The organism is Pseudomonas sp. VS40, from assembly GCF_018587885.1.
In the GTDB taxonomy this organism is placed as follows: Bacteria; Pseudomonadota; Gammaproteobacteria; order Pseudomonadales; family Pseudomonadaceae; genus Aquipseudomonas; species Aquipseudomonas pergaminensis.
Map to the genome: position 1 here is coordinate 325,023 of NZ_JAGYWD010000002.1, position 23,172 is coordinate 348,194.

Genomic DNA, 23,172 nt, shown 5'->3' on the forward strand with positions numbered 1-23,172 from the left:
GCCTCTCACCTGGTAGGCGATGGAGGACCCAATGACGGCCACCCCCGACACCCGAATACTTGATACAACCGAAGGCCAACGTTTGGCGCTGCCGGATGCCGAGCGATGGCGCGAGTGGGGCCCCTATTTAAGCGAACGCCAATGGGGCACGGTGCGTGAAGACTACAGCGCAGATGGCGATGCCTGGGCTTACTTCCCCCATGAACATGCGCGCAGCCGCGCCTATCGCTGGGGCGAAGATGGCCTGGCCGGTTTCAGCGACAAGGCGCAGCGCTGGTGCCTGGGCCTGGCCCTGTGGAACGAGCGCGATGCGATCATCAAGGAACGCCTGTTCGGCCTCAATAACGCCGAAGGCAACCACGGTGAAGACGTCAAGGAACTGTACTTTTTCGTCGACGGTGTACCGAGCCATGCCTACATGCGCATGCTCTACAAATACCCGCATGCCGCCTTTCCCTACGCCGACCTGATCAGCGAGAACGCCCGCCGGGGCCTGGACGATGCCGAGTACGAGATCCTCGACACCGGCGTCTTCGAAGATAACCGCTACTGCGATGTCAGCGTCGAATACGCCAAGCATCAACCCGATGACCTCTTCATGCGCGTCAGCGTGCATAACCGTTCCGACCAGCCAACCCGCTTGCAGGTAATGCCCCAGCTATGGGCGCGCAATGACTGGAGCTGGAGCTTTGACGCGGCCAAGCCGCAACTGAAGCTGGACGGGGAACAGGTACTGGCGCAGCACCCTGAACTCACAGATCGTTACCTCAGCGCCTGGGGCCAGGAGGGGGTGGAATGGCTGTTCTGCGAAAACGAGAGCAACTTTCCCCGCCTGGATGGGCAGCCGGCGCCGGGGCCGTTCAAGGACGGGATCAACGATTACGTAGTCGAGGGTATTCAGTCGGCCATTCGGCGTGACAGTGGTACCAAAGTCGCGGCGCGTTTCATCGTCGAACTGGCAGGCCTGGAAAGCAAAACCCTCTACCTGCGCTTTGCGCCCGTCGACGCGCCGCAGGTCAATGCCCGCAAGCTGTTCGAGGCGCGCCGCCAGGAGGCCGATGACTTCTACGCGGCCTTGCAACACGACATCCACGATGACGATGCGCGCAATGTGCAACGCCAAGCGCTGGCCGGGTTGTTGTGGTCCAAGCAGTTGTACTATTTCGACGTCAACCAATGGCTCGACGGCGACCCGGCCCAACCCGCGCCACCGCCCGAGCGCCTGCATATCCGCAATACCCATTGGCGGCACCTGTCGAATTTCGACATCCTTTCCATGCCCGACACTTGGGAATACCCGTGGTATGCCTCCTGGGACCAGGGCTTCCAGGCCGTGGCCATGGCGCTGATCGACCCAGGGTATGCCAAGCAACAACTGCTGTTGCTGGTGAAGGATCGCTTCATGCACCCCAACGGCCAGTTACCGGCGTATGAGTGGCGCTTCGACGACGCCAACCCACCGGTGCATGCGTGGGCCAGTTGGCGCGTTTATCAGCAGGACAAGGCACTGACCGGCGTAGGCGATATGGATTTCCTTGAGCGGATTTTCCATAAGCTCCTGCTGAATTTTTCCTGGTGGGTCAACCGCAAGGACGCCGAGGGCCGCAACCTGTTCCAGGGCGGGTTCCTGGGGCTGGACAATATCGCCTTGTTTGACCGTTCGGCCACGCTGCCGACGGGTTATCAGCTGGACCAGGCCGACGGCACCGCCTGGGTCGCCGCCTATGCGCTGGACTTGATGCGCATCGGCCTGGAGCTGGCCAAGCGCAACGTGGTGTACGTGGATATCGCGGTGAAGTTTTTCGAGCATTTCCTGTACATCGCTGGCGCCATCAACCGCGTCGACGACAGCGCCGAAGGCCTGTGGGACGAGCAGGACCGGTTTTTCTACGACGTGCTGCACCGTCCCGACGGCCAGAATGAACCGGTGCGCCTGCGTTCGATGGTTGGCCTGATGCCGCTGTTTGCCGTGCTGGTGCTGGAACAGCGTGAGCATGAAGGCCTGGAAGGTTTGCGCGAGCGCTTGCTGGGCTTTATGGAGCACCGGCCAGACCTGGCCAAACTGGTGTCACGCTGGAACGAACCGGGGCAGGGCAACCGCCTGTTGCTGGCCTTGTTGCGGGGCGAGCGCACCAAGGACTTGCTGCGGCGCATGCTCGATGACAACGAGTTTCTCTCGGCGTTTGGCGTGCGCTCCTTGTCCAAGGCCTTCGCCGAACAGCCGCTGGCGTTGAAGATGAATGGCAACACCCTGTGTGCGCGCTACCAACCGGGCGAATCCGACTCGCGCCTGTACGGCGGCAACTCCAACTGGCGCGGGCCATTGTGGATGCCGGTGAACTACATGCTGATCGAGTCGCTGCGCGAGTTTCACCGCTACTACGCGGATAACTTCTCGGTGGAGTACCCGACGGGCAGCGGTTATCTGGCGTCCCTTGAAGAAGTGGCCGACAGCCTCAGCCAACGTCTCACGCGATTGTTTTTGCGCGATGAAGATGGACTGCGACCGTCGATGTCGGGCTATGCGCAATTGGAAGCAGACCCGGCCAGTCGCGACCTGGTGTTGTTCCATGAGTATTTCCATGGCGAAACCGGGCGTGGGTTGGGGGCGTCGCATCAGACGGGGTGGAGTGCGTTGGTGGCGTTGCTGCTGCAGCCGAAAATCTAAGCTGCGTCACTGATCTGCTTTTCTGTGGGAACTGGCTTGCCTGGGATGGCGTCGGCGCTGCCTGCATCAATGTTGTCGGGTCCACCGCTATCGCAGGCAAGCCAGCTCCCACATTGAAACTCCATGGCTTGCGAAATGGCAGGCAAAAAAATCCCGCCACCGAAAGGTCTGCATCAGGTAAATTCGCCACCCCTTCAGACAAGGATGTAGACGATGGCGAATGTTTTCGCGCGGGTTGGCAGTGCAGGCCTATTGGGGGCACTGCTGATCACCTGCGGCGTGTTGATCACTTCACTGTATTCCCGAGAAAGCGCTGCGGCGCCGCTGATGATGCATTGCCGCGAGTGCGAGAAAGGTGACGACACCTTCGATGCAACAAAATGGTTCAGCAGCGGCATGTACCGCCTTGAAACGGATATTGTACCCAACCCGATGCGGTCGATGACTCGCACTCATCCGGTGGTCTTCAAAGCCAAGGACAATGACCAACTGGTCGAGGCCGCGCTGCGTGGAATCGGCGATGTGCTCCCATCCTTCGATCCCCGCGCGTTTGAAGCACAGTGGCCCGTGTTAACCAAGCGCGTACGTTACAGCTACAGCTTTTTTATGCTGCCCGATGAACCCCGGGACCTCTATGACATGTACTTGCAAGTGGGCAAATACAAGCTGGTGATCGTGGTTGGACTTGACGTCAATACCGGTGAAATCACCGCCGAGTATGAAGGGCGTGTGATTCGTGAAAACGATGGTAATGACCCTGCGTACATGGACACGTTCGAAGAAATGGATGACGCCAACACCCGCTGACCGGGAGGTTGGCTGAACGAAAAATCCCGCCGAAAGGCGGGATTTTTTTGAGCGCAGCCTTATCAGGCCGGGAACAGCTCGCTCAGTTTCATGGCCAGCATCATGTCGCCTTCGGTGCGCAGCTTGCCGCTCATGAAGGCCTGCATGCCGTCGGTGTCGCCGCTGACGATGCCTTCCATGGTTTCGCCGTCGGTGACCAGGGTCACTTGGGCGTCAGGGTTTTCGCCTTCCAGCAGTTCGCAGGTGTTGTCCTTGACCACCAGCGAGAAGTTCTGGGTGTCGTCGATACGGAAACCGAACACCAGGTCCAGGCCGTCAGCGGCGGCTGGGTTGAATTTGGCTTTCATTGCTTCTACAGCTTTGGCTACGTCAGTCATGGTTTCGATCCTTTAGGGTAGAGTCCAGTGACCTTGGGGTCACGGTTGGCCGCCGCTCATCGGAACGTGATGAGTTGCGGCGCCTTCAACAGTTGCAAGTGGGTATGACTGTTGAAGGAAGCCAGTGCCACCTCGCGACCACGGAATTTCAGTTGGTTGAGCGAAGTGTTAACAATTTGCCAATTCAGCTCGAAGGCCTGGGCGGCGGGCATTCGAGTGATCAGGTGAAGCAGGGCGGTGATAGTCCCGCCGGAGGTGAACACCGCGATCTTCTGCGCGTTGTCCGCCGCTTCAAGAATGCGTTGCAAGCCACCCTGCACGCGCTCCACAAAGCCCAGCCAGCTCTCCAGCCCCGGCGGGTCATAGGTGCCGGCCAGCCAGCGCTCGATGATCAAGGCGAAGATGCGCTGGAATTCGCTGCGGTTCTGCGCGGCATTGCGCAGGATCTCCAGGGCTTCGGGTTCGGTGGTGAGCAAGTCGGGGAGCAGGGCGCGAATGATCGCGTCGGCATCGAATTCGTTGAAGGCGCTGTCGATTTCCAGCGCCGGTACCGGCAGGCCGAGGGTGCTGTACTGATCGAAGGCGGCGGTGGCGGTGTGCTGCTGGCGGCGCAGGTCGCCGGCCACGCAGCGGTCGAACACCAGGCCCATGTCCGCCAGGTGGCGGCCGAGCACTTGCGCCTGCTCCACGCCGACGGGCGACAGGACGTCGTAGTCGTCTGCACCGAAGGAGGCCTGGCCATGTCGAATCAGATAGATGCTGCCCACGTCCGTTTTCCCGGTACGTTGAAAGTCTGGCGAGGTTATGAGGATGCCTGCGAGCTGTCAATGAAAAAACATACGCTTGTTTTAAAAGCTCGTTGGAGCCGATCGTTGCTGGCCGTTTGATCACTGGCCCGAACGCGATGCCGTCGGTATGCTTGGGCCATCCGCGCCTGGCGCACCGCACTTGTAAGGAGAACTATGGATTTTCTGGCCGAATACGCGAGCTTTCTGGCGAAGACCGTCACCCTGGTGGTCGCTATTCTGGTGGTACTGATCAGCTTCGCGGCACTGCGCAGCAAAGGTCGTCGCAAATCTGCCGGCCAGTTGCAGGTCAGCAAGCTCAATGACTTCTACAAAGGCCTGCGTGAGCGCCTGGAATCGAGCCTGCTCGACAAGGACCAACTCAAGGCCCTACGCAAGTCCGAAGGCAAGGCTGAAAAGAAGAAGGGCAAGCAGAAAGCCGAGGCCAAGCCACGGGTGTTCGTGCTGGATTTCGACGGTGACATCAAGGCCTCGGCCACTGAAAGCCTGCGCCACGAAATCACCGCGCTGCTGAGCCTGGCGACCCCGAAGGATGAAGTGGTGCTGCGCCTGGAAAGTGGCGGCGGCATGGTCCACAGCTATGGCCTGGCGTCCTCGCAACTGGCGCGTATCCGCCAGGCAGGCGTGCCGCTGACCGTGTGTATCGACAAGGTCGCTGCCAGCGGCGGCTACATGATGGCGTGCATTGGCGAGAAGATCATCAGCGCGCCGTTTGCCATCCTTGGTTCGATTGGCGTGGTGGCGCAACTGCCCAACGTCAACCGCCTGCTGAAAAAGCATGATATCGACTTCGAAGTCCTGACCGCCGGCGAGTACAAGCGCACCCTCACAGTGTTTGGCGAGAACACCGAGAAGGGTCGCGAGAAGTTCCAGGAAGACCTGGACATCACTCACCAGTTGTTCAAGAACTTCGTTTCCCGTTATCGCCCGCAGTTGGCAATCGATGATGTAGCGACCGGAGAAGTGTGGCTGGGTGTTGCAGCCCTCGACAAGCAACTGGTCGATGATCTGCAGACCAGTGACGAATACCTGGCCACCAAGGCCAAGACCGCCGAGGTGTTCCACCTGCACTATGCCGAGCGCAAGAGCCTGCAGGAACGCGTGGGCCTGGCGGCCAGTGGCTCGGTGGACCGGGTGCTGCTGACCTGGTGGAGCCGGTTGACCCAGCAACGGTTCTGGTAAACCCGATCCCAAGATGATCACCTGTAGGAGCTCGGCTCCTACAGGTTTTGCGGTGTCAGGGCGGGCGCTGACGGGATGGGGTTGCGCATCAGTGTACCGACCACCAGCGCGCCGAGTAATCCCAACAACCCCGCCACCCACAACACCCCGCTGAACCCACCCACAAACGCCTGCCGTGCCAGCGGCTGCACCACCGCCTGTGCCGACGCCGGCAACAGGCCCATGGCTGCCGGCATATCGCCCGCCACGACCCGCGAAGCAATGCCCGCCACCTGTGCCTGCCACTGTGCATCGATTGTCGCGCTCAGCAGTTGCTCGCTGTGACTGCTCAACAACGCCCCGTACACGCCAATCGCCAACATGATCGCGCTGAAGCGCATGGTCGTGCTCATGCCTGACGCCATCCCCGCGCGGTCGCGTGACACGCAGGCCATGATGTTTTTCTGCGTATCGCCATTGAGCAGGCCGGCACCGGCGCCAGTGACGGCAATCGCCAGGGCGAAGGGCAGGTAGCCGCCGGTGTTCACCGCCCAGGCACTCAACAGGTTGCCGCAGCCGACCAGCGTCAGCCCGGTGGCCATCATCGTTGCGGGGGCAAAGCGGGTGGCCAGGCGTGCGCCGATGCGTGGACACACCAGCATGGTCAGGGCGAACGGCAACATGCCCAGGCCCGAGGCTATCGCGGAGAACCCCAAGCCGTTCTGCAGGTAAAACGGCAGCAGCGTCATCATCACCTGGGCACACCCGGCGTAGGCAAACATCCCCAGCAGCGCGCCGATAAAGCGTGGGTGCCGGAACAATTGCAGGTCGACCATCGGCCGTTGCTGCACGCGTTCAACCCCGACGAACACACCCAGCAACACTGCGCCGCCCAACAGGCGGGCATAGGTCAGCGGGTTATCCCAACCGATCCGGTTGGCCTCGATCAGCCCCCAGATCAAGCACAGCAGGCTGGCGCTGAAGGCCAGGCTGCCCCAGGGATCAAGCCGTGCGGACTGGGTATCGCGGGACTCCGCAATCGTGCGCAGCACCAGGCCCATCAGCACCAGGCCTACCGGCAGGTTGAGGTAGAAGATCCAGCGCCAACCCAGGTACTGCGTGATCAGGCCACCCAGCGTCGGCGCGGCGGTCATTGCCACCCCCATGCATGCGCCCCAGAAGGCCCAGGCCTTGGCGCGCTCCACGTCATCGTGGAAGGTGTGACCGATGGATGCCAATGCCGAGGTCAGCAACAGCGCGGCACCCACGCCTTTGATGGCGCGGGCGATATCAAGGATCAGCGCAGTCGGCGCAGCACCGCAACCCAATGACGCCAGGATAAAAATGCCCAGCCCCCAGATCAGGGTTTTCTTGCGCCCGAACCGGTCGGCAATGCTGCCGGCCGGCAGCAACAGCGCGGCGAATGCCAGCATGTAGGCGCTGACCACCCATTCGATATCGGCAAAGTTCGCCCCGAGGTCGCGGGCGATGCTCGGCAGGGTGACGGCGACGATATTGGTGTCGAGCACAATCAGCGAGCAGACCCCGGACGCGGTCAGCAAGGTAAGGCGTGGGCTGACGCGAGTCATGATGGTATTACCTCAGGGGCAATAGGGAAAATGCAGTTGACGGACATCGCAAGCGCTCTCTACTGTTCTAGTCGCTCCAGCATAAGCGTGCTGCCTCGTGTTCTTGTTAGCCTGGCGCCGCAACTTCATTACCTTTGAGCTAATCCTTAAATGGAAATTCGCCATTTTCGCTACTTTCTCGCCGTCGCCCGCCAACGCAGCTTCACCCGCGCCGCCGAGCAATTGGGTATTGCACCCCCGACCTTGAGTCGGCAGATCCAGGACATGGAGGCCAGCCTGGGTACCCGCCTGTTTATCCGTCAGCAGCGTGAAGTCAGCCTCACCGAGGCCGGGGCCGCGCTGCTGATCGAGGCGGAGGCAACGGTGCGCCAGTTTGAATGTGCCCAGCGCAATGCCCAGCGCGCCGGGCGCGGGGAGATCGGCCATATCGAGTTGGGCTACGTGGCGTCGGCGGTGTATTCCGGCGTGCTGCAGCGGCAGATGCAGGGTTTTTGCCAGGCGTTTCCCGATGTCAGCGTGAACGTGCGCGAGTGCGCCATGGCGACATTGCCGGGTGCGGTGGCGGATGGGCGCTACGACATCGGCTATATCCGTTCACCCATGACCTTGCCGGAGGGAGTGGAGGCGGTGCGCCTGGACAGTGAAGGGTTTGTGCTGGCCTTGCCGCAGGATTCGTGGCTGTTGGGGTTGAAAGCCATCAACTGCGAGCACCTGCAAAACGAGACCTTCATCCTGCCGGAGCAAATCAGCGGCACGCTGCACGTGGCCGCCCAAGGCGGTTTTGCGCCGCGCCTGGGCCCGCAGCCGGGTGGATTGGTGGCGGTGGTGGCGCTGGTGTCATTGGGGCAGGGCGTGGCGGTGGTGCCGGCGTCGGTGGTTGGGCATGTGAGCTTGCCGGGGGTGGTGTACCGTGCGATCCAGGACAGCGACGCGTCGTCCTGGCTGTCGTTGATCTACCGGCGCTTCGAGAAAGCGCCGGCAGTCGCGCGGTACATCCAGCAGGTCAGGCAGCAGGTCAGGGCTCAAGCACAACCTTGAGGGATTTGTCGCCACGCTCCATCACCGCGAACGCTTCCTTGAAATCCGCCAGGGCGAACTTGTGGGTGACCACGTCGCGCATATCGATCTTGCGGTTGCCGATAAAGTCGATGGCGCGCGGATACATATAGGGTCCCAGGTGCGAGCCGAGCACATCCAGCTCCTTGCGGTCGCCAATGATCGACCAATCCACCGTGGCTTCGTCATTGAACACGCTGAACTCGACGAACCGCCCCAGCTTGCGCAGCATCGCCAGGCCTTGGTTGACGGCTTTGTGATGGCCGGTGGCTTCGATGTAGATGTCGCAGCCGTAGCCATCGGTGATTTCGCGGATCTTCGCCAGCACGTCGACTTCGGCCGGGTTCCATACTTCGTCGGCGCCCATGCGCAGGGCGAGGGCGCTGCGCTCGGGCTTCATGTCCAGCACGATGAGTTTCTTCGGGTTGCGCATGCGTACTGCGCCGATGATGCCCAGGCCCAGGGTGCCGGCACCGGCGACCACCACCACGTCGTCAAAGTCCACATTGGCGCGCTCGGCGGCGTGCAGCGAGCAGGCCAGCGGTTCGATCAGGATGGCTTCGTCCGGGGCGATGGAGTCCGGCACTTTATGGATGATGCCTTCCTTGGTGAAGATCATGTATTGGGCCATGGCGCCCTGCACATTGTTCTGGAAGCCATACAGGTCGTGTTTCTGGCACATCCAGTACTGGCCGTGGTTGCAAAAGCGGCAGCCCCAGCACGGCACGATCTGCTCGGAAATGACCCGGTCGCCGACCTTCACGCCGCGTTTTTCCGCGCCAGGTCCCAGGGCGACCACGCGGCACACGAACTCATGGCCGGGGATCATCGGTGGTTTCACATAGCGTGGCTGCTCGGCATCGCCCCAGAACGAGGGGGCGCCGCGATACGTCTTGATGTCGCCCATGCAGATCCCGCACAGCTCGACCTTGGTGAGGATTTCTTCGGGGCCGGGAGTGGGTACATCGACGGTTTCCAGTCGGTAGTCTTCCGGGCCATGGCAGACCACGGCCTGCATGGTTTTCGGGATGACGGGCAGCAGCTGGTCTTGCGGGCGTTCGGTGACAGTGGACATGGCAGGCCTCACAACAAAGATGAACGGATCGCTCCCGCATGAGGAGCGATCAACCGACGACGGGTTACTTGGCGCCGCTGACTTGCTTGTACAGCGCATCGGCGTTGGCGTTGGTCACGGGCACCCACGGCAGGATGTAGTTCTTCGCGCTGCCGTCCCCCCATTTCACGTCCTTGGCATACCGCTCCCAAATCACCGAGCGAGGTTTGTAGTCGCTGCCGGCCAGGGCGCGCAGGGCCACGTCCAGCGCACCTTGGGACTGGGCCTGCGCATCCTGCAGGAAGGTGGTCACTTCGTCTTTCTTGGCGGCCTGGATTGCATCCGGCATACCGTCGATGGACGTGACCGGCACGTCCTTGGAGGTCAGGCCGTGGGATTTCAGCGCCTGTACCGCGCCGAGGGCCATGTCGTCGTTCTGCGCGATGACACCGTTGATGCCTTTGGGGTGGGCGTTCAGCCAGTCTTCGGTGAGCGCCAAGGCTTGGGCGCGGTCCCAGTTGGCAGTCTTTTTCTCGATGATCTTGATGTCCGGGTGCTTGCCCAGCACTTCCAGCTCGCCTTTTTCTCGGTCGATCTGCGCCGACTGGCCAATCGGGCCCTGGATGATCACCACATTGCCCTTGCCGTTGAGCTTGTCGACCATGGCCTGGGCTTGCAGGCGCCCACCTTCCACGTCGTCGTTGCCCACGTAGGGTACGGAGGCATCGGCGACCTTGGTGTTGGAGGCGATCACCACCACGTCATTGCTCATGGCCTGTTTCACCGTGCCCACGCCGGCCTTGGTGTCGATGGGCACAAACAGGATGGCGTCGTAGTGCTGCGTCACCATGTTTTCGATCTGGTTGTTCTGGGTCAGTGCGTCGTAGTTGCCGTCGAACACGGTCAGCTGCACGGTGCCGTCCTTCACGGCGGGGTGCTCCTTGAGCTCGCGCACCCAGTTCTGCATGAATTGGCCCTTGAGGCCATAGACCGCGGCACCGACTTTGTAGGTCTTGCCGTCGGCGGCCAGGGCGATGCTGCTGGCGAGGAGGGAGAGGGCCGCAGCGGCGGCGAAGGTCGTAGCAAGTTTCATGATGAGCACCCCATTTATTGTTGTAGTCAGTCGTTCATTCATTGCCTTGTGCTGATCATATGTTTATCAAATGAAAATCTGATCGGTCAAATGCTTTCGCGAAAAACTCAGAAATAGGCGTTTTTTGGGTGTTTCAGCGATATTTTCGGCATGGGTGGCACGGCTCTTGATGGGTTTTTCATGATATAAAGTTCATTGGGTGATCATATGATCGTATTTGCCGAGCGTGTTTTACAGATCTTGTAATAGTTTTGCGTTGTGGGAGATTTCCGTTTCGACTGTACGATTCAAGTCCTTTTGTCATTTCAGGATTTGCATGAACACCCTCTCGGAGCCTCCCAGTCGTCTTTCCCCAAGACATCCGCTGCCGCTGTTCCCTTTGAAGCACCCCGTATTCCGACTGCCAGCCTTGTCCCGGTCCACTGACCGCGCCTCGCCGTGTCCGGCATTCTGAACATCGACCCAAGAGACTCTATAAATGGAATGGTTAGCGGATCCAACGGCCTGGCTCGGCCTGTTGACCTTGATTGTGTTGGAACTGGTACTGGGTATCGACAACCTGGTGTTTATCGCGATCCTGGCGGACAAGCTGCCGCCGGAACAGCGTGACCGTGCGCGCTTGATTGGCCTGTCCCTGGCGTTGCTGATGCGCCTGGGCCTGTTGGCGAGTATTTCCTGGCTGGTGACCCTCACCCAGCCGCTGTTCGAGGTGTTCGACAAGAGTTTCTCCGGTCGTGACCTGATCATGCTGTTTGGTGGTGTGTTCCTGCTGTTCAAGGCCACCATGGAATTGCATGAGCGCCTCGAAGGGCATGTGGCCCAGCGCACGGGCAATGTGGCCTACGCGATGTTCTGGCCGATCGTGGCGCAGATCGTGGTGCTTGACGCGGTGTTTTCCCTCGACGCGGTGATCACCGCCGTGGGCATGGTCGATGAGCTGGCGGTGATGATGATCGCGGTGATCGTGTCCATCGGCCTGATGATCGTGGCGAGCAAGCCGCTGACCCGCTTCGTCAATGCCCACCCGACCGTGATCATGCTGTGCCTGGGTTTCTTGATGATGATCGGTTTCGCCTTGACCGCCGAAGGCCTGGGCTTCCATATTCCAAAGGGTTACCTGTACGCGGCCATTGGTTTCTCGATCCTGATCGAAGTGTTCAACCAGATCGCCCGTTCACGTCGCAAGAAGTCGGCGCAAGGCGTGTTGCCAGTGCGTGAGCGTACCGCCCACGCGGTGATGCGTTTGCTTGGCGGCCGCAGCCTGGCAGTGGAAGAAGTGGGCGAAGACGTCGCCGATCTGCTGGGTGAACCGGATGCGGCACAGGGCCCGCTGTTCGATCGACGTGAACGCGTGATGATCAGCGGTGTGCTGCAACTGGCCGAACGGCCGATCCGCACGCTGATGACGCCGCGGGCCAAGGTGGACTGCATCGATCTGGCGGACGATCCCGACAGTATTCGCCTGAAACTGATGCACTCGTCCTATTCGCGGCTGCCGTTGATCCGCGACGGTGCAGTCGATGAGCCCCTGGGCTTCGTGCACAAGAAGGAATTGCTCAAGGAATACCTGGCCGGCAACGAGCCGAACCTGGAGCACCTGGCACGCCGCGCAATTAACCTGCTGGAGAGTTTTTCGATCCTCAATGCCTTGGAGCAGATGCGCCAGGAGTCGACCCACATTGCGTTCGTGATCAACGAATTCGGTGACTTCATGGGGGTGTTGAGCATGACCGACATTCTTGAATCCATCGCCGGCGAGTTGCCGGACGCGAGCGAAATCGAGGGGCCGGATATCGTCGAAGAGGGCGATGGCTTCCGCGCCAATGGCGCCTTGAACCTCACGCAGATTCGCCAGCGCACCGGTTTCAAGGCTGTTGCGACCGAGGATTACCAGACGCTCGCCGGCCTGGTGATGAGCCTGCTCGACCGCCTCCCAGTGGTGGGCGATAGCCTGGAGCATGAGGGCTGGCGCCTGACGGTGGCGGCGGTGGAGGAGCGCCGGGTGACGCAGGTTTGCCTGGCGCCTGCTGCTGCGCATAGAGACTGAATAGGTCCTTGAGTGTTCGCTCCTGGGTTTCCCAGGGGCCAAACCCTTTCAGTATTTTCTTGATGTTGCCATTGACGTGCACCACCAGCGTGGGCGTACCGGTAACCTGTTCGAGCCTGGGGGTCTTGGCCGTATCGAGCACCAGGCTTTTCACTGTCGGTTCGTAGCTTTCGGCGATGGGTTCAAACAGCTCCACAGCGCTTGCGCACGCTGGGCACGTTTGCGAAACAAACAGCATGAATACGATTGGGTGCGCTGCCAGCACTGACTTATAGTCTGCATTGCTGGCAATGACGTCTTTGGCAATCCCCATGGTGATCTCCCTGTCGGCGGCGGTGTGTTGCCAACGCTAGGCTGGGATATCCCCTTCGTCTACTGTCAACCTTCACAGGTCGCCATTACGCTCCACCCGTTCCCGTGCCTTGCGCGCCTGGCTTGCGCACTTCTTGTATTCCAGATTGTCCCTGGAGGCTTTCGCCTGGCGATAGCCGTGGTGGTTCTGGCTGGTGTAGTTGGTGCTCAAGGCCTCATTGAGCTTGCGCAGTTCTTCCTTGCAGGCGCGGCGATCATTGCTGGCCGAGGCATTCCCGGCCATCAGAAGGGAAAACACTAACAGGGTAACGCTGAACTTCATCAAATCACTTCCCTCATGGCTCCGACAGGTAACGCGTAAAATTCAGATTGAGGCTAGCCCAGCATCGCGTTTTTTCCACGTGGCTGTCGCACCGCAACAGTGCGCAGTAACACCGTTGTAGGGCGTGCAATGGGGGCCTGTCACCGCCCTGTGGGGCCTTGGGTAGCAAATCGATTTCAGGTAATGGCGCAACGCCTCATCTATCACTCATATCTATCCGGCTGATTTCAAACGATTTTATTCCCTGCATGTTTTTCTGTTACTGCGTGTGGCACACTTTCTGCTGTCTATTCCGTTGTTACATACTAAGTTCCGGTATAGCGGAATACACAACTCCTGGAGTGCTTGTCATGCATCACCGACCTTCCGTGTTTAAAGCGTGTGTTTTTCTCTTCGCCGCATCGGCTTCCCTCGCAAGCGTAGTGCACGCGGCGGACAGCAAGCTCGATGATGTGCTCAAGCGTGGGCACCTGATCGTGGGTACAGGCAGTACCAATGCGCCGTGGCACTTCCAGGGAGCGGATGGCAAGTTGCAGGGGTTTGATATCGACATCGGCCGTATCGTGGCCAAAGGATTGTTCAACGACCCGAGCAAGGTTGAGTTTGTGGTGCAGTCGTCTGATGCGCGAATTCCCAACCTGCTGACCGACAAGGTCGACATGAGTTGCCAGTTCATCACCGTCACCGCCAGCCGTGCGCAGCAAGTGGCCTTCACCCTGCCGTACTACCGCGAAGGCGTGGGCCTGCTGCTGCCGAACAACAGCAAGTACAAAGAAATCGAAGACCTGCAGGCTGCCGGCGACGGCGTTACCGTGGCCGTGCTGCAGAACGTCTACGCCGAAGAGCTGGTGCACCAGGCCTTGCCTAAGGCCAAGGTCGACCAGTACGACAGCGTCGACCTGATGTACCAGGCCGTGAACTCCGGTCGCGCCGATGCCGCCGCCACCGACCAGTCCTCGGTCAAGTACCTGATGGTGCAGAACCCAGGCCGCTACCGCAGCCCGACTTACGCCTGGAGCCCGCAAACCTACGCGTGCGCCGTCAAGCGTGGCGACCAGGACTGGCTGAACTTCGTCAACACCGCGCTGCATGAAGCCATGACCGGTGTGGAGTTCCCGACCTACAAGGCCTCGTTCAAACAATGGTTCGGTGTGGACCTGCCGGAACCTGCGATCGGCTTCCCGGTTGAGTTCAAGTAAATCGAAAACCTGGGGCGTCGTTGACGGCGCCCCAATCAGGTACTGCTGACCATGAACTATCAGTTGAACTTTGCCGCCGTGTGGCGCGACTTCCCCAGCTTGCTGGCGGGGCTCGGCCTGGGCCTTGAGCTGGCGCTGCTGTCGATTGCGATTGGCTGCGTAATCGGTTTGATGATGGCATTTGCCATGCTGTCGAAACACAAGGCATTGCGCGTGCTGGCTTCGGTGTACGTGACGGTGGTGCGCAATACGCCGATCCTCGTGTTGATCCTGTTGATCTACTTCGCCTTGCCCAGCCTGGGTATCCGCCTGGACAAGATCCCGTCGTTCATCATCACCTTGTCGTTGTACGCCGGTGCCTACCTGACCGAAGTATTCCGCGCCGGGCTGTTGAACATTCCCAAGGGCTTGCGTGAAGCCGGGTTGGCGATCGGTTTGGGCGAGTGGCGTATCCGTGCGTATATCACCGTGCCGGTGATGTTGCGCAACGTGTTGCCCGCGCTCTCGAACAACTTCATTTCGCTGTTCAAGGACACCTCGCTCGCCGCGGCCATCGCGGTGCCGGAGCTGACCTACTACGCCCGCAAGATCAACGTCGAAAGCTACCGGGTGATTGAAACCTGGCTGGTCACGACCGCGCTCTACGTGGCCGCCTGTTACCTCATTGCCATGCTGCTCCGTTACCTGGAACAGCGTCTGGCGATCCGTCGTTAAGGAAGGTTTCCATGTACGAATCCCCCAGCTGGTTGCATGAGTTGTGGATCGTCCGGGATACCCTCTGGGCGGGCTTTCAAGCCAGCGTTTATGTGTCAGCGCTGGCGATTATCTTTGGCACCCTGATCGGCATCGTCGCCGGGTTGATCCTCACCTACGGCAAGTTCTGGATGCGTGCGCCGTTCCGGTTGTACGTCGACCTGATCCGCGGTACGCCGGTGTTTGTGCTGGTGCTGGCGTGTTTCTACATGCTGCCGGCGCTCGGTTGGCAGATCACCGCATTCCAGGCCGGCGCGGTCGGGCTGACGCTGTTCTGCGGCTCTCACGTGTCGGAGATCGTGCGCGGTGCGCTGCAGGCCATTCCCCGTGGGCAACTGGAAGCGGGCAAGGCGATCGGCCTGACGTTCTATCAGTCCCTGGGCTACGTGCTGCTGCCCCAGGCGCTGCGCCAGATCCTGCCGACCTGGGTCAATTCCTCCACGGAAATCGTCAAGGCCTCGACCTTGCTCTCGGTGATCGGCGTGGCCGAGTTGCTGTTGAGCACCCAGCAAGTGATCGCGCGCACCTTCATGACCCTGGAGTTCTACCTGTTCGCCGGGTTTCTGTTCTTTGTCATCAACTACGCCATCGAGTTATTCGGGCGCTACATTGAAAAGCGGGTGGCCTTGCCATGAACCAACCTCAAACCAACCCACCGCTGCTGAATATTCGCGGCCTTCGCAAACAATACGGCCAGGTGGAAGTGCTCAAGGGCGTCGACCTGTCCATGCAGCGCGGCAACGTGGTGACCTTGATCGGCTCCAGCGGCTCGGGCAAGACCACGCTGTTGCGCTGCGTCAACCTGCTGGAAGAATTCCAGGGCGGGCAGATCACCCTGGATGGCGAGTCCATCGGCTACAGCGAAATCGCTGGCAAGCGCGTGCGTCACCCCGAGCGGGTGATTGCCCAGCACCGCGCCATGACCGGCATGGCGTTCCAGCAGTTCAACCTGTTCCCACATTTGACCGCGTTGCAGAACGTCACCCTCGGCCTGCTCAAGGTCAAGAAGATGGGCAGGGACGAGGCCGTCGCCCTGGCGGAAAAGTGGCTGGACCGCGTCGGGTTGCTGGAGCGTCGCAATCACTTTCCCGGCCAGCTGTCCGGCGGCCAGCAACAGCGCGTCGCGATTGCCCGTGCGATTGCCATGAACCCCAGCCTGATGCTGTTCGACGAAGTCACCTCGGCCCTCGACCCGGAGCTGGTGGGCGAAGTGCTCAGCGTGATCAAGGGCCTGGCGGAGGAGGGCATGACCATGTTGCTGGTCACCCACGAAATGCGTTTTGCCTATGAAGTCTCGGACAAGATCGTTTTCATGAACCAGGGCCGCATTGAAGAGCAGGGCACGTCGAAGGACATCTTCGAACGCCCGCAATCGCCGCGCCTGGCGGAATTTCTCAAGAACATTCGTTTTTAATCAGGAGCATATTTTTATGAGCATCACTCGTTACGGTGCCGGCAGCACTGCCGGTGGCGGCCAGCCTCGTCCTTTCGCCCGCGCCGTGGAAGCGGACGGTTGGCTGTACGTCTCAGGCCAAGTGCCTGCGGTGGACGGCGAAATCATCACCGGCGGGATCATCGAGCAAACCCGGCAGACCATGCGCAACGTAGTGGCGATCCTCGAAGAGGCCGGCTACGAGCTCAAAGACGTGGTGCGCGTCGGTGTATGGTTGGAAGACCCGCGTGACTTCTGGAGCTTCAACAAGGTGTTCGGCGAATACTTCACCCCGGAACACGCCCCGGCGCGCGCCTGTGTGCAGGCCAACATGATGGTTGATTGCAAGGTGGAGATCGATTGCGTGGCGTACAAGAAAAAAGGCTAAATGCTGCGATCTTAAGACCACAGCAAATCCAATGTGAGAGCTGGCTTGCCTGCGATGACGGAGTGTCAGGCAACCCATGTGTGACTGAACCACCGCCATCGCGGGCAAGCCCGCTCCCACAGGGGTTCACTGTGCAGCATTACCACTATCACCGGACCGAAAACTGCCATGACCGAAGACACCATCAAACGCCGCGCCAAAGGCCTGGACCGTGCATTCGATATCCTCGATTTCCTCAAGGAAATCGGCCAGCCCCTGCGCCCGAATGATATTGCCAGCGGCATCGGCAGCCCCAAGTCCACCGTCTACGAACTGGTTGCGTCGCTGCTTGAGCGGCGCATCCTGGAGACGGTGGGCAAGGACGGTCACGTCTACCTCGGCCGCCAGCTGTACTTCCTGGGCCAGGCGCACCTGCGCCATTTCGACCTGACCCGCGAGGCCGACCACGCCTTGCAGGAGATCGTCAGCCAGACTCACGAAACCGCGCAGATGTGCCTGCTCAACGGGCGCAAATACACGGTGGCGCTGATGCGCGAGGGCGAGCGGCATTTCCGCATTTCCTCGGACATCGGCGAAAACGCGCCAATCCCGTGGACGGCTTCCGGGCGTCTGTTGCTGGGGCATTTGAGCGACCAGCAGATCGTCGACCTGATCGACCACGATGACTTCATCCTGCCGGACGGCCAGCGCCTGGCGCTGGACACCTTCCTGGCGCAAATCCGCCAGGCCACCCTTGATGGTTTCTTCTCCTTCGACAGTGTGGCCGACACCTTTACCCATTGCTTTGCCGCCCCGGTGCGGGACGCGCAAGGCATCAGCATTGCGACCCTGTGCATCGTGGCGCCGCGCGCCGATGCGATCAAAAACTACAACGACTATCGCCGGGTATTGATCGAAAGCGCCAACAACCTGGCCCGGCGCATTAACGAATAGGAGTTTCCATGTCTGCCCTCAACGCCGTTGAAAAAGGCGCCGCCGCTGTCGGTGCCCACCTGGTCCGCGACGTCAGCCTGCCGGCCCTGGTGCTGCACCGCGACGCTTTGGAACACAACATCCGGTGGATGCAGGACTTTGTCAGCAAGAGCGGCGCCGAACTGGCGCCCCACGGCAAGACCAGCATGATGCCGGCGCTGTTCCAGCGCCAGATCGCCCAGGGCGCCTGGGGCATCACCCTGGCCAACGCGGTGCAGACCCGCGCCGCCTACGCCGGTGGTGTGCGCCGTGTGTTGATGGCCAACCAGTTGGTGGGCGCGCCGAACATGGCGCTGATCGCTGACCTGCTGGCCGACAAGGATTTCGACTTCCACTGCATGGTCGATCACCCGGATAACGTCGCCGACCTGGGCCTGTTCTTCGCCGCTCGTGGCCTGCGCCTGAACGTGATGATCGAATACGGTGTGGTCGGTGGCCGTTGCGGGTGCCGCAGCGAGCAGGAAGTGCGCGAGCTGGCCAAGGCGATCAAGGCCCAGCCGGCCCTGGCCCTCACCGGTATCGAAGGCTATGAAGGCGTGATCCACGGTGAACACGCCATCAGCGGCATTCGCGACTTCGCCGCCAGCCTGGTGCGCCTGGCGGTGGACCTGCAGAACAACGGCTCTTTCGACCTGCCCAAGCCCATCGTTACCGCCTCGGGCTCGGCCTGGTACGACCTGATCGCCGAGTCGTTCGAAGCACAAAATGCTGCCGGTCGCTTCCTCAGCGTGCTGCGCCCCGGCAGCTACGTGGCCCATGACCATGGTATCTACAAAGAAGCGCAATGCTGCGTGCTCGACCGCCGCAGCGACCTCAGCGAAGGCCTGCGCCCAGCCCTGGAAGTCTGGGCCCACGTGCAATCGTTGCCCGAGCCGGGTTTTGCGGTGATCGCCCTGGGCAAGCGCGACGTGGCCTACGACGCTGGCCTGCCGGTGCCACTCAAACGTTACAAGGCCGGTATGGTGCCGGCAGAAGGCGATGACGTGGGCGCGTGCAAGGTCACCGCCGTGATGGACCAACACGCGTTCATGACCGTGGCGCCGGGGGTTGAGCTGCGCATTGGCGACATCATTTCGTTCGGCACTTCCCACCCATGCCTGACCTTCGATAAATGGCAGGTTGGTTGCCTGGTGGATGAGCAGTTGCAGGTGGTTGAGAGCCTGCATACCTGCTTCTAGACCCAGTCGCTCCCTTCGCGAGCAAGCCCGCTCCCACATTTTGAATGTATTCACAGATCCAAATGTGGGAGCGGGCTTGCTCGCGAAGGGGCCATCAGCCCCACCCGAGAACCCGCCATGACCACCCAACCCCGCATCGCCCTCATCGGCGAATGCATGATCGAACTGCAACACCGCGCCGACGGCAGCCTGCACCAGAGCTTCGGCGGCGACACCCTGAACGCGGCGGTGTACCTGCGCCGCGAACTGGGCGACACCGGCAGCGTCGACTACGTCACCGCCCTGGGCGACGACAGTTTCAGCGACGCCATGTGCCAGCAATGGACAGAAGAAGGCCTGGGCCTGGGCATGGTCCAGCGCCTGGCCGGACGTTTGCCGGGCTTGTATTGCATCCAGACCGACGCCAAGGGCGAGCGCAAATTCCTGTACTGGCGCAACGAAGCCGCCGTGCGCGACTGCTTCACCACGCCTGCTGCTGAACCGATCCTGGCCGCCTTGCCGGACTACAACGTGGTGTACTTCAGCGGTATTACCCTGGCAGTGCTGGGCGAGATTGGCCGTGGGCGCTTACTGCAAACCCTGATCGAAACCCGTCGACGAGGCGGCAAGGTGGTGTTCGACAACAACTATCGGCCGCGCCTGTGGGCCAGTGTCGAGGCAGCGCGTGCCGCGTATCGCACGGTGTTGGCCGAGGTGGATATCGCCTTGCTCACCGAGGATGACGAGCGTGCGTTGTTTGGGTATGCCGACAGCGAGCAGGTGTTCGCGGCGTATCCGGCCATTGACGAAGTGGTGCTCAAGCGGGGGGCCGATGACTGCCTGATCCGCTGCAACGACAAGCGCTTTGACGTGCCGGCGCTGAAGGTCGAGAACGTGGTAGACACCACGGCGGCGGGGGATTCGTTCAGTGCGGCGTATCTGGCCAGTCGGCTCAAGGGCGGCTCGCCGCAGCAGGCGGCATTGGCCGGGCATCGGTTGGCAAGCCGGGTCATCCAGGTGCCTGGCGCACTCATCCCCCGAGCCTGACACCGCCCCTGTAGGCGCCGGCAAGCCGGCGCCTACAGGGGGTGTTGATCAATCGCGGTAGAACACTTGCACCAAGTGATACCCGAACTTGCTCTTGATCGGCCCGTGCACCACTTTCACCGGCTTCTTGAAGATCACCGCATCAATTGCCCCCACCATCTGCCCTGGCCGCACTTCACCCAGATCGCCGCCGCGCTTGCCGGACGGGCATGTGGAGTACTTCTTGGCCAGCACATCAAAGGCTTCGCCCTTGGCAATGCGCTGCTTGAGTTGTTCGGCTTCTTCGCTGGTTTTCACCAGGATATGACGGGCTTGGGCTTTCATTGATCTCTACCAGGTGTGCGACGGCGCGCGATTATGCCTGAACTCATGGGTCGACGCTGATCATGCTGCGGATTTTGGTCGCCAGCAGGTCGATGGAAAACGGCTTGGCAACCATGTCCATGCCATCCTCCAGGAAGCCCTGGCGCTCGGCGGCCTTTTCGGCGTAGCCGGTCATGAACAACACGCGCAGGCCCGGGCGATGCTGGCGGGCGATCTCCGCCAATTGCCGGCCATTCATGCCCGGCAGGCCGACATCGGTGACCAGCAAGTCCACGCGCAGGTCCGACTCCAGCAGCGGCAAGGCCGCGCGGGCATCCGCTGCCTGGTGCGCGGTGTAGCCCAGTTCGTCGAGGACATTGACCACCAGCATGCGCACCGCCGGGTCGTCCTCGACCACCACCACAGCCTCACCCGCCAGCGCCAGGGGCGCCTCGGCCGAGTGCGGCGCCAGGGTGCTTTCCAGCGACGTGCCATGCAGGCGCGGCAGGTACAGGCGCACGCAGGTGCCCTGGCCCGGCTCGCTCTGGATGGTCACATGGCCGCCCGATTGCTGGGCAAACCCGTAGATCATCGACAGACCCAGGCCGGTGCCCTGGCCGATGGGCTTGGTGGTGAAGAACGGGTCGAAGGCCTTGGCGAGGATTTTCGGCGCCATGCCGGTGCCGTTGTCGCACACGCCGAGCATCACGTAGTCGCCGGCCTTGACCGGTTCCAGGGTGGTGATGTCGGTGCCGTCCAGGTAGCTGTTGGCGGTTTCGATCAGCAATTCGCCGCCATCGGGCATGGCGTCGCGGGCGTTGATCACCAGGTTGAGCAGGGCATTTTCGAGCTGGCTGGCGTCGGTGTTCACCGGCCAGATATCGTTGCCCAGTTGCACCTTGAGCGTGATGTGCGCGCCCTTGGTGCGGCGGAACAGGTCTTCCAGCGACGCCACCAATTGGTTGGGGTCGGTCGGGCGCCGGTCCAGCGACTGCCGCCGCGAGAACGCTAGCAGCCGGTGGGTGAGGGCAGCGGCGCGGTGGGCGGAGGACACTGCGGCGTCGGCAAAGCGGCCGATGTCATCGCTGCGCCCGGCGGCGATATAGCGCTGCATCAGGTCGAGGCTGCCGATGATGCCGGTGAGCATATTGTTGAAGTCATGGGCGATGCCGCCGGTGAGCTGGCCCACCGCTTCCATCTTCTGCGCATGGCGCAGCGCGTCTTCGGCGCGCTCGCGCTCGAACATTTCGTTCTGCAGGCGCTGGTTGGCCTCGGCGAGTGCCTGGGTGCGCTGGGACACGCGTTCCTCAAGGTTTTCGTTGAGGTGGCGCAGGGCCTCTTCGGTGAGTTTGCGTTCGGTCTCATCGATCACAAAAATGTAGAAGCCATTCACCGAGCCGTCATTGCTGAAGCGCGGCAGGTACTTCATCAAGGCATGCCGTGGCCGGCCGTCCCGGTGCGGGGTGACGGTCATGAAGCTGCAGGCCTTGCCCTTGAGCGCGGCCGCGATCTTGTCGGCGCGCCCGGCATACACCTCGTCGCCGAGCACTTCGCGGATGGTCTTGCCGTACAGCTCCTGGGGCGTCATGCCGTACCACTCCAGGTAGGCGCTGTTGTTCAGGCGGAACCGCTGTTCATGGTCGACATAGCCGATCAGCACCGGCATGGCGTTGATGATCAGTTGCAGCTCGGTCTGGCTTTGGCGCAGCGCCTGTTCGGTGTGCTTGCGTTCGGTCAGGTCCAGGGCGGCGCCGAGGAAGCGCGCCGGGCGGCCTTGGTGATCCTTGTAGCAACGCCCGCGCGCAAATACCCAGCGCACTTGGCCGTCGGCTTGCAGCAGGCGGTATTCCTCGGCGTACTCGGTGCCAAAGGTGATGCAGTGCTTGATGCTGCGCGCCACCATGCTGCGGTCTTCGGGGTGCACGCCGTGCAGGTAGTCGCTGATCGGCAACAGGCCTGCCTCACTGGGGTCGACACCGTGCAGGTAGGCGAAATGCGCGTCGGCGATAAAGCGGTCTTCACCGATGTCCCAGTCCCAGGTGCCCACTGCATCGGTGGCGGCCAGCGCGAGCTGCAGGCGCTGTTCGGTGTTGTGCCGGGCCTTGCGGCGTTCGTTGGTTTCAATGGCGGTGACCAGGATCCCGGCCACGCTGCCGCTTTCATCGCGGATCGGGCTGTAGGTCAGGTCCAGCCAGATTTCGGTGTCGCGATTATGGCGTTGCAGCACGAAGCGCTGCTCGCTGAAGGTGCGCACCTGGCCACTGAGCACGGCGTCGTAGATGGGCGCGGTAAAGCTTTCCAGCTCCGGCCAGGTCTGGTGCGCCGGCTGGCCCATGGCCTCGGGGTGCTTGTTGCCGGCCAGCAGGGCGAAGCCGTCGTTGTAGAGTTGCGTGAGCTGGTTGCCCCACAGCAGGAGCATTGGCATCGGCGAGTGCACGACGATATCCACGGCGGTGCGTAGGCTTTGCGGCCAGTCATTGGCCTCACCGAGGGGGCTTTGCGCCCAGTCCAGCCGCGCTATCAATGCAGCGGCGTCGCTACCGGTGGATGTTCCCTTCATGTAAAAGCCCTGAGCGTAACGCTTTGAAAGATGACAACACCCATTATCCCGCGAGTCGGGAATGGGTGA

Annotated in this window: 21 protein-coding genes and 1 pseudogene; 13 read left to right on the forward strand and 9 right to left on the reverse strand. The window is 61.4% G+C overall.

Annotation, left to right across the window (positions count from 1 at the left end):
• Positions 1-31 precede the first annotated feature (31 nt).
• Positions 32-2,668 (forward strand): MGH1-like glycoside hydrolase domain-containing protein, encoded by a 2,637-nt coding sequence (locus tag KHP07_RS06595; protein ID WP_214496825.1) that lies wholly within the window; start codon positions 32-34, stop codon positions 2,666-2,668.
• A 213-nt stretch (positions 2,669-2,881) separates the two neighbouring features.
• The gene (locus KHP07_RS06600) at positions 2,882-3,475 is read left to right on the forward strand and encodes a hypothetical protein (protein WP_099491683.1); all 594 of its coding nucleotides are present in this window, start codon (positions 2,882-2,884) and stop codon (positions 3,473-3,475) included.
• A gap of 62 nt (positions 3,476-3,537) precedes the next feature.
• Here the strand turns inward: KHP07_RS06600 and KHP07_RS06605 are convergent, their stop codons facing one another.
• Both KHP07_RS06605 and KHP07_RS06610 read right to left on the reverse strand, forming a co-directional pair.
• On the reverse strand, positions 3,538-3,852 hold the full coding sequence (locus KHP07_RS06605) for an SCP2 sterol-binding domain-containing protein (RefSeq protein WP_078048819.1): 315 nt from the start codon (positions 3,850-3,852) through the stop codon (positions 3,538-3,540).
• Positions 3,853-3,908: 56 nt separating this feature from the next.
• The gene (locus KHP07_RS06610; protein ID WP_099491681.1) at positions 3,909-4,619 is read right to left on the reverse strand and encodes a histidine phosphatase family protein; all 711 of its coding nucleotides are present in this window, start codon (positions 4,617-4,619) and stop codon (positions 3,909-3,911) included.
• Positions 4,620-4,814: 195 nt separating this feature from the next.
• Between KHP07_RS06610 and sohB the strand changes: the two genes are divergently transcribed.
• Entirely contained in the window at positions 4,815-5,840 is a 1,026-nt protein-coding gene (gene sohB / locus KHP07_RS06615) for a protease SohB (RefSeq protein ID WP_214496826.1), read from the forward strand.
• A gap of 38 nt (positions 5,841-5,878) precedes the next feature.
• Here the strand turns inward: sohB and KHP07_RS06620 are convergent, their stop codons facing one another.
• Positions 5,879-7,408 carry an MFS transporter gene (locus KHP07_RS06620; protein ID WP_214496827.1) on the reverse strand — a complete coding sequence of 510 codons (1,530 nt, stop codon included), beginning with the start codon at positions 7,406-7,408 and terminating at the stop codon, positions 5,879-5,881.
• A 150-nt stretch (positions 7,409-7,558) separates the two neighbouring features.
• Here KHP07_RS06620 and KHP07_RS06625 point away from each other — a divergent pair, with 150 nt between their 5' ends.
• Entirely contained in the window at positions 7,559-8,446 is an 888-nt protein-coding gene (locus KHP07_RS06625; RefSeq protein WP_214496828.1) for a LysR family transcriptional regulator, read from the forward strand.
• On the opposite strand, the gene KHP07_RS06630 is transcribed toward KHP07_RS06625, so the two are convergent.
• Both KHP07_RS06630 and KHP07_RS06635 read right to left on the reverse strand, forming a co-directional pair.
• Positions 8,424-9,539 carry an MDR/zinc-dependent alcohol dehydrogenase-like family protein gene (locus KHP07_RS06630; RefSeq protein ID WP_078048816.1) on the reverse strand — a complete coding sequence of 372 codons (1,116 nt, stop codon included), beginning with the start codon at positions 9,537-9,539 and terminating at the stop codon, positions 8,424-8,426. The two genes, KHP07_RS06625 and KHP07_RS06630, sit on opposite strands and share 23 nt — an antisense overlap.
• Positions 9,540-9,603: 64 nt before the next feature.
• On the reverse strand, positions 9,604-10,611 hold the full coding sequence (locus KHP07_RS06635; RefSeq protein ID WP_078048815.1) for a substrate-binding domain-containing protein: 1,008 nt from the start codon (positions 10,609-10,611) through the stop codon (positions 9,604-9,606).
• Between the two features lie 478 nt (positions 10,612-11,089).
• Here KHP07_RS06635 and KHP07_RS06640 point away from each other — a divergent pair, with 478 nt between their 5' ends.
• The gene (locus KHP07_RS06640) at positions 11,090-12,658 is read left to right on the forward strand and encodes a TerC family protein (protein ID WP_100490473.1); all 1,569 of its coding nucleotides are present in this window, start codon (positions 11,090-11,092) and stop codon (positions 12,656-12,658) included.
• 52 nt (positions 12,659-12,710) lie between these two features.
• Here the strand turns inward: KHP07_RS06640 and KHP07_RS29665 are convergent.
• Positions 12,711-12,971: pseudogene (locus tag KHP07_RS29665) on the reverse strand (thioredoxin domain-containing protein); the annotation flags it as partial.
• Between the two features lie 72 nt (positions 12,972-13,043).
• Positions 13,044-13,292, reverse strand: a complete 249-nt coding sequence (locus KHP07_RS06650; protein WP_100490474.1) for a hypothetical protein — start codon at positions 13,290-13,292, stop codon at positions 13,044-13,046.
• Between the two features lie 350 nt (positions 13,293-13,642).
• Between KHP07_RS06650 and KHP07_RS06655 the strand changes: the two genes are divergently transcribed.
• The 8 genes from KHP07_RS06655 (at position 13,643) to KHP07_RS06690 (ending at position 20,240) form a co-directional block, all read left to right on the forward strand.
• Positions 13,643-14,491 (forward strand): transporter substrate-binding protein, encoded by an 849-nt coding sequence (locus KHP07_RS06655; RefSeq protein WP_065929539.1) that lies wholly within the window; start codon positions 13,643-13,645, stop codon positions 14,489-14,491.
• A 51-nt stretch (positions 14,492-14,542) separates the two neighbouring features.
• Positions 14,543-15,205: an amino acid ABC transporter permease gene (locus tag KHP07_RS06660; protein ID WP_078048811.1), complete on the forward strand. Its 663-nt coding sequence runs from the start codon at positions 14,543-14,545 to the stop codon at positions 15,203-15,205.
• A gap of 11 nt (positions 15,206-15,216) precedes the next feature.
• On the forward strand, positions 15,217-15,879 hold the full coding sequence (locus KHP07_RS06665) for an amino acid ABC transporter permease (RefSeq protein WP_214496829.1): 663 nt from the start codon (positions 15,217-15,219) through the stop codon (positions 15,877-15,879).
• Complete coding sequence (locus KHP07_RS06670) at positions 15,876-16,658, forward strand: amino acid ABC transporter ATP-binding protein (protein WP_214496830.1); 783 nt, start codon at positions 15,876-15,878, stop codon at positions 16,656-16,658. The genes KHP07_RS06665 and KHP07_RS06670 overlap by 4 nt, the downstream gene beginning before the upstream one ends.
• A 16-nt stretch (positions 16,659-16,674) precedes the next feature.
• Positions 16,675-17,064 (forward strand): RidA family protein, encoded by a 390-nt coding sequence (locus KHP07_RS06675; RefSeq protein WP_010210958.1) that lies wholly within the window; start codon positions 16,675-16,677, stop codon positions 17,062-17,064.
• A gap of 168 nt (positions 17,065-17,232) precedes the next feature.
• Positions 17,233-17,997 (forward strand): IclR family transcriptional regulator, encoded by a 765-nt coding sequence (locus KHP07_RS06680; RefSeq protein WP_078048809.1) that lies wholly within the window; start codon positions 17,233-17,235, stop codon positions 17,995-17,997.
• A gap of 8 nt (positions 17,998-18,005) precedes the next feature.
• On the forward strand, positions 18,006-19,214 hold the full coding sequence (locus tag KHP07_RS06685; protein WP_078048808.1) for an amino acid deaminase: 1,209 nt from the start codon (positions 18,006-18,008) through the stop codon (positions 19,212-19,214).
• Between the two features lie 117 nt (positions 19,215-19,331).
• The gene (locus KHP07_RS06690; RefSeq protein WP_214496831.1) at positions 19,332-20,240 is read left to right on the forward strand and encodes a sugar kinase; all 909 of its coding nucleotides are present in this window, start codon (positions 19,332-19,334) and stop codon (positions 20,238-20,240) included.
• Between the two features lie 48 nt (positions 20,241-20,288).
• On the opposite strand, the gene KHP07_RS06695 is transcribed toward KHP07_RS06690, so the two are convergent.
• Both KHP07_RS06695 and KHP07_RS06700 read right to left on the reverse strand, forming a co-directional pair.
• Entirely contained in the window at positions 20,289-20,564 is a 276-nt protein-coding gene (locus KHP07_RS06695; protein WP_003174397.1) for a peptidylprolyl isomerase, read from the reverse strand.
• 43 nt (positions 20,565-20,607) lie between these two features.
• A complete protein-coding gene (locus tag KHP07_RS06700) occupies positions 20,608-23,103 on the reverse strand; it encodes a PAS domain-containing hybrid sensor histidine kinase/response regulator (protein ID WP_078048806.1) in 2,496 nt (831 codons plus the stop codon).
• Positions 23,104-23,172 lie beyond the last annotated feature (69 nt).

Bases quoted from the DNA above. Each gene is read 5' to 3' on its own strand.
- KHP07_RS06595 (WP_214496825.1), top strand. From the start codon at position 32: ATGACGGCCACCCCCGACACCCGAATACTTGATACAACCGAAGGCCAA.
- KHP07_RS06600 (WP_099491683.1), top strand. From the start codon at position 2,882: ATGGCGAATGTTTTCGCGCGGGTTGGCAGTGCAGGCCTATTGGGGGCA.
- KHP07_RS06605 (WP_078048819.1), bottom strand. From the start codon at position 3,852: ATGACTGACGTAGCCAAAGCTGTAGAAGCAATGAAAGCCAAATTCAAC.
- sohB (WP_214496826.1), top strand. From the start codon at position 4,815: ATGGATTTTCTGGCCGAATACGCGAGCTTTCTGGCGAAGACCGTCACC.
- KHP07_RS06620 (WP_214496827.1), bottom strand. From the start codon at position 7,408: ATGACTCGCGTCAGCCCACGCCTTACCTTGCTGACCGCGTCCGGGGTC.
- KHP07_RS06625 (WP_214496828.1), top strand. From the start codon at position 7,559: ATGGAAATTCGCCATTTTCGCTACTTTCTCGCCGTCGCCCGCCAACGC.
- KHP07_RS06630 (WP_078048816.1), bottom strand. From the start codon at position 9,539: ATGTCCACTGTCACCGAACGCCCGCAAGACCAGCTGCTGCCCGTCATC.
- KHP07_RS06635 (WP_078048815.1), bottom strand. From the start codon at position 10,611: ATGAAACTTGCTACGACCTTCGCCGCCGCTGCGGCCCTCTCCCTCCTC.
- KHP07_RS06640 (WP_100490473.1), top strand. From the start codon at position 11,090: ATGGAATGGTTAGCGGATCCAACGGCCTGGCTCGGCCTGTTGACCTTG.
- KHP07_RS06650 (WP_100490474.1), bottom strand. From the start codon at position 13,292: ATGAAGTTCAGCGTTACCCTGTTAGTGTTTTCCCTTCTGATGGCCGGG.
- KHP07_RS06655 (WP_065929539.1), top strand. From the start codon at position 13,643: ATGCATCACCGACCTTCCGTGTTTAAAGCGTGTGTTTTTCTCTTCGCC.
- KHP07_RS06660 (WP_078048811.1), top strand. From the start codon at position 14,543: ATGAACTATCAGTTGAACTTTGCCGCCGTGTGGCGCGACTTCCCCAGC.
- KHP07_RS06665 (WP_214496829.1), top strand. From the start codon at position 15,217: ATGTACGAATCCCCCAGCTGGTTGCATGAGTTGTGGATCGTCCGGGAT.
- KHP07_RS06670 (WP_214496830.1), top strand. From the start codon at position 15,876: ATGAACCAACCTCAAACCAACCCACCGCTGCTGAATATTCGCGGCCTT.
- KHP07_RS06675 (WP_010210958.1), top strand. From the start codon at position 16,675: ATGAGCATCACTCGTTACGGTGCCGGCAGCACTGCCGGTGGCGGCCAG.
- KHP07_RS06680 (WP_078048809.1), top strand. From the start codon at position 17,233: ATGACCGAAGACACCATCAAACGCCGCGCCAAAGGCCTGGACCGTGCA.
- KHP07_RS06685 (WP_078048808.1), top strand. From the start codon at position 18,006: ATGTCTGCCCTCAACGCCGTTGAAAAAGGCGCCGCCGCTGTCGGTGCC.
- KHP07_RS06690 (WP_214496831.1), top strand. From the start codon at position 19,332: ATGACCACCCAACCCCGCATCGCCCTCATCGGCGAATGCATGATCGAA.
- KHP07_RS06695 (WP_003174397.1), bottom strand. From the start codon at position 20,564: ATGAAAGCCCAAGCCCGTCATATCCTGGTGAAAACCAGCGAAGAAGCC.
- KHP07_RS06700 (WP_078048806.1), bottom strand. From the start codon at position 23,103: ATGAAGGGAACATCCACCGGTAGCGACGCCGCTGCATTGATAGCGCGG.